At 32.3% G+C, this 8,702-nt stretch carries 10 protein-coding genes, 2 tRNA genes and 1 other RNA gene; all 13 read left to right on the top strand.

Going from position 1 to position 8,702, the window contains the following annotated elements:
- Positions 1 to 146: 146 nt before the first annotated feature.
- Positions 147 to 241, top strand: a tRNA-Ser gene (locus tag PHQ99_07020).
- 762 nt (positions 242 to 1,003) lie between these two features.
- Positions 1,004 to 1,303 (top strand): DUF3795 domain-containing protein, encoded by a 300-nt coding sequence (locus tag PHQ99_07015; protein MDD4289320.1) that lies wholly within the window; start codon positions 1,004 to 1,006, stop codon positions 1,301 to 1,303.
- Between the two features lie 211 nt (positions 1,304 to 1,514).
- Positions 1,515 to 2,234, top strand: a complete 720-nt coding sequence (locus PHQ99_07010; GenBank protein MDD4289319.1) for a sulfite exporter TauE/SafE family protein — start codon at positions 1,515 to 1,517, stop codon at positions 2,232 to 2,234.
- Between the two features lie 172 nt (positions 2,235 to 2,406).
- Complete coding sequence (locus tag PHQ99_07005; protein MDD4289318.1) at positions 2,407 to 2,925, top strand: methyltransferase domain-containing protein; 519 nt, start codon at positions 2,407 to 2,409, stop codon at positions 2,923 to 2,925.
- A gap of 392 nt (positions 2,926 to 3,317) precedes the next feature.
- A complete protein-coding gene (locus PHQ99_07000; protein ID MDD4289317.1) occupies positions 3,318 to 3,659 on the top strand; it encodes a cupin domain-containing protein in 342 nt (113 codons plus the stop codon).
- Between the two features lie 117 nt (positions 3,660 to 3,776).
- Positions 3,777 to 4,310: a flavodoxin domain-containing protein gene (locus PHQ99_06995; protein ID MDD4289316.1), complete on the top strand. Its 534-nt coding sequence runs from the start codon at positions 3,777 to 3,779 to the stop codon at positions 4,308 to 4,310.
- Between the two features lie 53 nt (positions 4,311 to 4,363).
- Positions 4,364 to 5,038 carry an endonuclease III gene (locus PHQ99_06990; GenBank protein MDD4289315.1) on the top strand — a complete coding sequence of 225 codons (675 nt, stop codon included), beginning with the start codon at positions 4,364 to 4,366 and terminating at the stop codon, positions 5,036 to 5,038.
- Positions 5,039 to 5,244: 206 nt separating this feature from the next.
- Positions 5,245 to 5,338: transfer RNA gene (locus PHQ99_06985), tRNA-Ser, on the top strand.
- A gap of 23 nt (positions 5,339 to 5,361) precedes the next feature.
- Positions 5,362 to 5,625: signal recognition particle sRNA large type (ffs, locus tag PHQ99_06980), an RNA gene on the top strand.
- Positions 5,626 to 5,665: 40 nt separating this feature from the next.
- Complete coding sequence (gene dnaX / locus PHQ99_06975; GenBank protein ID MDD4289314.1) at positions 5,666 to 7,387, top strand: DNA polymerase III subunit gamma/tau; 1,722 nt, start codon at positions 5,666 to 5,668, stop codon at positions 7,385 to 7,387.
- An 18-nt stretch (positions 7,388 to 7,405) separates the two neighbouring features.
- Positions 7,406 to 7,714, top strand: coding sequence for a YbaB/EbfC family nucleoid-associated protein (locus PHQ99_06970; protein MDD4289313.1), 309 nt, complete (start codon positions 7,406 to 7,408; stop codon positions 7,712 to 7,714).
- A 27-nt stretch (positions 7,715 to 7,741) separates the two neighbouring features.
- Positions 7,742 to 8,356 (top strand): recombination mediator RecR, encoded by a 615-nt coding sequence (gene recR, locus PHQ99_06965; protein MDD4289312.1) that lies wholly within the window; start codon positions 7,742 to 7,744, stop codon positions 8,354 to 8,356.
- A gap of 219 nt (positions 8,357 to 8,575) precedes the next feature.
- Positions 8,576 to 8,702 (top strand): pyridoxal 5'-phosphate synthase lyase subunit PdxS (locus PHQ99_06960; protein MDD4289311.1); only part of this gene is annotated, 127 nt, incomplete at its 3' end.

Genomic DNA, 8,702 nt, shown 5'->3' with positions numbered 1-8,702 from the left:
TAGTAAATTTATTTAAGAAAAATTTATTTAATCATAATGTTGAAATAAAAGGCGGGATTTTAGAAGAGGAATGCGGAGCATTATTGAAGAATTTTTTTCAGGAAAGAAGATAATACCGGCATAATAATTTAAGAAATTAAATAAATGGAGAGGTGGCCGAGTCCGGCCGAAGGCGCTCGACTCGAAATCGAGTAGGCAGCTAATCCCTGCCTCGCGGGTTCGAATCCCGCCCTCTCCGCCAGTTGGATAAAGAAAGGCTTGACTTGCTCTCTGCTAATGAAAGATATCAAAACTACCAGTGTTTTATCAGGAGAATTATTGAAATAATTCGTATATTGGGTTGGAAAATTGAAAGGCAGAAAGGAACACATGTTGAAAAATATTGCATATTAGAAATTAATTCGCTGGAGATAAAATGACGAACAGATGGTACTATTAGAGAAATGTATATATCTTTTCGTAATTATAAGTATCATTATATAAATGCTTTTGAGGAAAAATTTGAATTATTAAAAGATACCCTTTTAGGTCAATTGAACAATGAGGTATTTGTTAAAGAGATTCACGAGCCCATTAATTTTGATCATATATTGTTTTATCCAGTTCTAGGATTAATTATCAGTTTTCTTAGCCTATTCTTCTTGAAACAGATATTAAGAGCAGACTATTATAGTATTAGGGCTATTTTATTATTTTTTTGCCTATACTTTTTTCTTGGCAATTTATTTTTTGCTTAAAAAACCGATTTCCCCGGAATCGCGTAGAAACCTGATTATAGTTGATTATATTTTCGGTATTGGTATGATTTTATCAAGTATTTTAATGATAACTACTGGATTACCATAGTATCATTGAGGGGTCTATAATTGAAAAATAACAATATTATGAAATGGACAGCGATCCTGGTTAATGAAAACATGTCAAAAGATTTAATACTATACAAGAAAATTATTTAAATAGACAGATGTAAAAATTGACAATTATCTTTTAAGGAGGTGCTAAGATGACTCAAGTTTTATCTGTTTGCGGATTATTATGTGACCAATGTGAATATTTCAATAACCATTGCAAAGGCTGTCAAGCTGTTAGAGGATCAACTTTCTGGGCACAAGAAGCTTTTCTAGATAAAATTTGCCCTCTGTATCAATGTGCGGTTATTGAAAGGGGATATTCTCACTGTGGTTATTGTCCTGAACTTCCCTGTAAAAGGTATATCAATCTGAGAGATCCTGATATTTCTGAAGAGGAGCATAATCAATCAATAAAAGAAAGAGCTTCGAGACTGAGACAAATGTTTAAATAATATAGTAATTATGATTGTATAGCAGAAATTCAATAGCTGAATTATACTATATAGCATTATCTTGTATTATCAGTTCCGGCACCATCAATTACAGGCCACAGAAATTAATACAGTTTATTATTCTGGATAAATCTTTTTAAGAAGAATAGGATCAGGGGTTGATTTTTAAAAGATGATTTCCAGAGATAAAAAAACAAATTGAGGTTATGAGATGATAATTTTTTCTATTACTGTATTAACGCTTATAGCATCTGTTATTGGCACTATTACCGGTTTTGGTATTTCCACGGTAATGATACCGGTTTTGGCTATCTTTTTCCCGCCAATCGAGGCGATATTTTTAGTTTCAATTATTCATTGGTTTGGTAATGTATGGAAAATAGTTCTTTTTCGCAAAGGTTTCAATTTGCGATTACTTCTTCTTTTCGGGTTAACAGGATTTTTAACCAGTTATCTTGGAGCATCACTTTCGTTAGGTTCAAACGAAGAGATTCTTCTGCGTATTTTAGGTATATTTCTTTTCGGATATGCGCTTTTTCTAATTTTACAGTCTGACTTCAGGGTTCCGGCAGTTAATACAACTGCTCTGCTTGGAGGCTCATTGTCAGGATTTTTTGCGGGGGTTTTCGGTATTGGAGGGGCAATTCGCAGTATGTTTCTCTCTGCTTTCAACCTGCCAAAAGAGGTTTATATTGCTACTGCCGGAGCTATTGGGCTATTAGTTGATTCAACCAGGATTGTTACCTATTTTGCAGGTGGTGCACAATTGTCAGAATTACTATGGTGGGGTCTGCCACTTTTTATTGCCACTTCATTTATAGGTGCGAAAATTGCCAGACAAATTGTTGATAGAATACCCCAGAGTAAATTTCGATTTATTATTTCCTTTTTTCTATCGGCTGTGGGCGTCAAACTGGCAATATGGCCTTAATATAAAATTTTTGACATGAAAATGATATATTGATAAATTCAGTGAAGGTTGGATTATGGTAAAATTTAATAATAATTGTTCAAGTTTCTGTTCCTTATGCAGTGGAAAAATATATTTTTATGGAAGATTTCAGAATCGTTCTTATTTCAGATGTAAAAATTGTGAGAGCATTATGTTAGGTAGGAATAATTATCCTTCCTCTGCAGAAGAAAAGAAAAGATATTTAGAACATAATAATGATGTAAATGATATAAGATATCAAAATTTTGTTAAACCTCTTATATCTGCTATAACCGATGATTTTCAAAAACATCATAAAGGATTAGATTATGGAGCTGGCCCAGGTCCAGTAATTACAAAAATGTTATTTGATTGTTCTTATAATATAAAAGCTTATGATCCCTATTTTTATAATTATCCGTATTATTTGAAAGAAAAGTATGATTATATTGTCTGCTGCGAAGTAATTGAACATTTTCATAAACCTTATTATGAATTTAAGAAATTAAAAAAAATGTTGAATGAAAAAGGGAGACTATATTTTAAGACAGAACTTTTTGGGGAAGATGTTGATTTTGGGAAATGGTATTATAAGAATGATTTTACCCATGTCTTTTTTTATACTGAGAAAGCGATTTATTGGATTAAAATGAGTTTGATTTCAGGGATGTTACTATTAATGGCAGGCTAATTATTTTTTCAAATTAATAAACCATTAGTATTCTTCAGGTAATTATTTAAATTCGGTAATTTTAAATATACTAATTTGTTTAAAATTAAATAAATATGATGGACAGAATAGGAAGATAGAAAGAAGTTTGAGAATCAGGCAGAAAAGGTAGAGGAAAAACCGAAAGAAGCGGAAGTATTTGTAAGTATTAAAAAACTTTTATGGAATATTGTGATAAAAAAAATGATAGTAAGGATAAAAACAAGAAAAGAAAAAATATCCAAAAAAGATAAGGAAGTATTTTCATAAAGATAAACTTGTAATTTGTAAAAAGTTACAAAAGTTACAGCTACTATCAAATGAAATGTGATATGCTAATAAAAAACAAATAAGCAGGAGGAGGATTTAATAAAATGATTATAAAAAAACTTTCAGATATTCCTATCATGAAAACTGCCCATAATGTTGATGCCAGGAATCTTTATAATACCGAGAATGCAGTAATTTCTGTAATTACTTTAAATCCAGGGCAATCTTTGAAAAAACATATTACACCGGTAGATGTGGCTTTTTATGTTTTACGGGGTATAGGGGTAGTGGAAATAGGAGATGAGAAAAAAGTAGTTGAGGCCAATACCCTTATAGAAAGTCCTAAAGATATTGTACATTGCTGGTATAACGAGAGTGATGAAGAATTATCGTTTATGGTTATAAAAGTGCCAAGACCCAGCAGGGAAACAAAGTTTATTTCATAAAGAAAATCAGTAAAAATTAAATGTTGTATTAAAATTAAATAAAAATTTTAACAATTAAGACTTAATAATATTTTTTCCAAATAACATCAATTATAAAAAATTAGAAAAGGATATAATATGAAATATCTGGTTGTATATAAATCCAAAACAGGCTTTACAGAGAAATATGCACAATGGATAGCAAAAGAGTTATCTGCAGATATTTATAATTACCAAGAAATTAATAAAGAAAACTTTAAAGATTATGATGTTATTATTTATGGTGGAAGCCTGCATGCTGTTGGCATAGAAGGTATAAAGCTAATTAAGGATGATTGGAATCTATTAAAAGAGAAGATATTAGTTGTATTTGCGGTAGGGGCAACTCCTTATCGAGAGGACACGATAGAAGAAATAAAAAATAATAATTTTTCCGGAGAGCAATTGGGGAAAATACAATTTTTTTATCTTCGCGGTGGTTTTAATTATAATAAATTACCATTAATTGATAAGTTCTTAATGAAGTTATTACAACTAAAATTAAAAAGAAAAAAGAGTTTGACTGCGGACGAAAAAGGGATGCTGAATGCCTATAATAAACCGGTAGACTTTACTCGAAGAGAAAATATTGATGATATTATATTCTTTATTAGATCTTTAAAGAGTAATTAGCAAAAAGATAAAGTAAAATATTTTTCTAATAGTAGAATAGCAGGAGCGAACCGATGATACTGCCTTATGCAAAGAGGGTGAATTTTGATATTTTAATGGATAAATTGTCAAGAGAATTAAGTTTTCAGGACCATTTTCCTTTAATGAATCAGATAAAAAAGGGGGATAACTACGCATACCGTATTTTAATTAGTACTGTTCTTTCATCCAGGACCAAAGATGAGGTAACCGCTGAAGCTTCAGAAAGATTGTTTGGTCAGGCCTCTAATCCAAAAAAACTCACTCAATTGACAGAAGAAGAAATTGCTGACCTGATTTACCCGGTAGGATTTTTCCGGGTAAAGGCGAAAAATATTAAGAAGATTGCTGAAATTGTCTTAAATGAATATAATGGAATAGTGCCTGATAGGCTTGAGTATTTGCTTCAACTCCCCGGTGTGGGCAGGAAAACAGCAAATCTTGTTTTGGGCATTGCATTTAACATTGATTCCATTACAGTTGATACCCACGTTCACAGAATTTCTAATCGACTTGGCCTAATTAATACAAAACGTCCTGAGGAAACTGAACATGATTTAAAGATATTATTACCGAGAAAACACTGGATTTCTTTTAATACTTATTTGGTAGCACATGGCCAGATTATCTGTAAACCAATATCACCTATCTGCTCCCAATGCAAGATTATCAGCTATTGTAAAAAAGTCGGTGTTAATCGAAGAAGATAAGATCAGGCTTTATTTTAGACCTAATTATCAAGGGGTTTTTGGGGTTAATTCATTATATAATTATCAATGAAGGTAGATTTTTTATAAAAAATGTATTACAATATTATTCTGTCTTTCGCTTTTATTATAAATATAAGCAAAATATAAAACCACACAATTGACAGGAAAACTTATCCTGTTTATCATAAGTAATAGGAACAGTATACGGAGAGGTACCGAAGTGGTCATAACGGGATCGCCTGGAGAGCGATTGGGCGGCCAAAAGCTGCCTCGCGGGTTCGAATCCCGCCCTCTCCGCCATATTTTACAGACAAAAGCGATGATCGTGCTAGACGGGGAGTTAGCGGTGCCCTGTACCTGCAATCCGCTACAGCAGGGTTGAAAGCCTATCCGAGGTCTTATTTTTTTAAGGTCTGACTGAAATAAGTGACGATGAAAGCTGGGTCCTATGCAGCAAAGAATTGCAAATTCCGTCAGGTCCGGAAGGAAGCAGCGGTAAGCAAATCTCTTTGGGTGCCGTAGGTAAGCCTGGCTGGAGTTAACTGTTTTAATATCGCTTGGGAGAATAGGTCGACGATAGGGCACGGTCATCTTTTAAAATTTATTAGAATTGCGACAGGAATTTCAATGGTTCAATACCAATCAATGTATAGAAAATGGAGACCCCAACTTTTTGAGGATATTGTTGGGCAAAAACATATTACCAGAACCCTGATGAATGCTATTAAACTTAACCGTATTGGACATGCTTATATTTTCTCAGGACCAAGAGGTGTAGGAAAAACAACCACTGCTCGTATACTGGCAAAAGCTCTTAATTGCCAGGAAGGACCTACCGATCATCCTTGTAATAAATGCTCTCAGTGTATCAGAATTAATAGTGGCCAATCACTAGATGTAATTGAAATTGATGGTGCTTCAAATCGGGGTATTGATGAAATCAGGGAGCTGAGAAGTAAGATTGGCTTCGCACCTGCAGAAGGAAAGTACAAGGTTTATATTATTGATGAAGTTCATATGCTCACTAATGAAGCTTTTAACGCTTTACTTAAAACTTTAGAAGAGCCACCAAGCGAAGTATTGTTTATATTTGCTACAACAGCACCTCAGAAAGTTCCTAATACAATATTATCACGTTGTCAATGCTTTAACTTTAGAAGAATTTCCATAGATGAAATTGTTTTAAAATTAAAAAGAATAATTGATAAGGAAAAATTAAAAATTGATTTACCTTCTCTTCGATTAATTGCCGAGAGCGCGACTGGTTCCATGAGGGATGCAGAGAGTATTTTAGACCAAGTTGTTGCCTTTAGTAGTGAGGACAAAGTGAGTTTTGAAGAAGTTAAAGAAATTTTAGGAATTATTCCAAAAGAATTGTTTTTTCAAATAACCCGGGCCATTCTAAACCATGATTCTAATAATGGTTTAGAATTGATTGATAAATTAGTAAAAGAAGGAGTAGATTTACATCAGTTTGTCCAGGATATGATTATCTATGTACACCAATTGTCACTAATCAAAATTTTGGGAAAAAATACTTTATTAGAAGAAAAAGATTCAGAAAAAATAACTAAGTTAATAGCAGGAACTGATGTACAATCCATACTGAATATAATTGAAGAACTAAACAAAATAGAAGATAAAATAAAATACCACCACTATCCCTGGATTTTACTGGAATTATTAATTGTAAAATTAACCCAGAGTGGTAAAACAGGCCAGGTTAAGAAAATTACTAAAAACACAATTGATAATAATAAGATATTTATTGAAGAGAAGGAAGAGGATAGCAGTAATCATCGGGAAGTTGGGAGTGAAATAAAAACAGTAAAAGCAATATTTAAAAAACCAGCCAACAATATTAATAAAAATAAAATGAGCAATGAAGTGGTAAAGGAGCAATTTGAATTTAGTGAAATTTGGCCTAAGGTTTTATCCAGAGTAAAAAAAGAAAGAATTTCATTATATGCTTTTTTAAGTGCAAACAGTGAAGTATTTATTGAGAATAATCAGCTGATGATTGGTTTTCATCATGATTGCCTTTTTCATAAAGAAAGTCTGGAAAAGAGAGAAAACAGGGAAAAAGTTGAGGCGGTATTAAAAGAAGTAGCCAATCTTGATATCAGGCTGAATTGCTTTATCTCAAAAAAAAATAATAAAGTATATTCTAATTACAAATTAGAAAAGAATGAGAATAAAAAAGAAAATAAATATCCCGGGAATCATGATTCAAATATTCCAGAGGCAAACAAGAAAAAGAAAAAAAACATTGAAGAATCAACTATATCTGATAATGGAATTCTGGAAGAAGCTCGTGATTTATTTGGTGGAAATATAATAGAAGATTAATTAAAGAGGTTATTTATAATGGATATGAAATTTTTGATGAAACAAGCCCAGCAAATGCAGAAAAAAATGGAAGAAATGAAGGAACAGTTAGCACAGAAGGAAATCAAGGTTGCTTCAGGCGGAGGGATGGTTGAATTAGTAATAAATGGTCAACAGGAAATTAAAGAGATTAAAATTGACCCTGATATTATTGACCCTGAAGACAAGGAAATGCTTGAAGATTTAGTTTTAGCAGCAGTAAATGAAGGTGTCAGACAGTCTAAAGAAATGGTTAATGAAGAAATGAGTAAACTTACCGGTGGCATGAATCTACCTGGAATGTTTTAATATTACAATTACTTAGAGGAAAACAGTATGGCTTACAAATATACCAGACCTTTAGCCAGACTTATTGATGAATTATCAAAACTGCCGGGCATTGGTCCAAAAACAGCACAAAGATTAGCCTTATATATCTTAAATATCCCGAAAGAAGAGGCGAGATTTTTAGCACAATCAATTATAAGTGCTAAAGAACAGGTAAAAAGATGCCAGGTGTGCCATAATCTTACTGATCAAAGTATTTGCGAGATATGCCGTGATGATAATAGAGAAAAAAACACTATATGTGTTGTAGAAACAGCAAGGGATCTAATGGCAATAGAGAAAACCGGTGGATATAAAGGACTATATCATGTTTTGCAGGGGGCTATATCTCCTTTAGATGGCGTTGAGCCTGACCATTTAACTATTGATCATCTTATGTCAAGATTGAATAAGGAAAAAATAAAAGAAGTAATATTGGCTACTAATCCTAATATTGAGGGAGAAGTTACCGGATCTTACATAGCTAAACTTATTAAGCCTCTGGGTATAAAAATTACCAGGATTGCCTATGGTGTTCCTATCGGAGGAGATTTAGAATATGCTGATGAGGTGACATTGTCTCAGGCTTTACTTGGAAGACAGATTTTCAAGAATGACAGTTAAGTAAATTAAATATTTTAATTTCTAATAATTTTTGCTTCTGAAACAAAATAAATGAATGAAAGCTATTATATTTACAATTTTTAAATCCATTTTAGATTGTTATAACTTCAAAGTTATAACAATCTATTTTATTTAAACTGAATTACAGGTATATTATAATTAAGATTATTAAAGAAGAAAAACAATCTAAATATTAGTATAAATAGGGAGGAATATGAAATGAGTGAAATATCTACTGAAAAAACCAAAAAAGGGTTAGCTCAAATGCTTAAGGGCGGCGTAATTATGGATGTAATTAATGCAGAGCAAGCTAAAATTGCCGAGGATTCAGGAGCTGTAGCGGTTA

The sequence above is a fragment of the Atribacterota bacterium genome (assembly GCA_028703475.1).
In the GTDB taxonomy this organism is placed as follows: domain Bacteria; phylum Atribacterota; class Phoenicimicrobiia; order Phoenicimicrobiales; family Stramentimicrobiaceae; genus JAQVMU01.
Note: the sequence above shows the minus strand (reverse complement) of the source record. Positions and strands in the feature narration are given on the sequence as shown.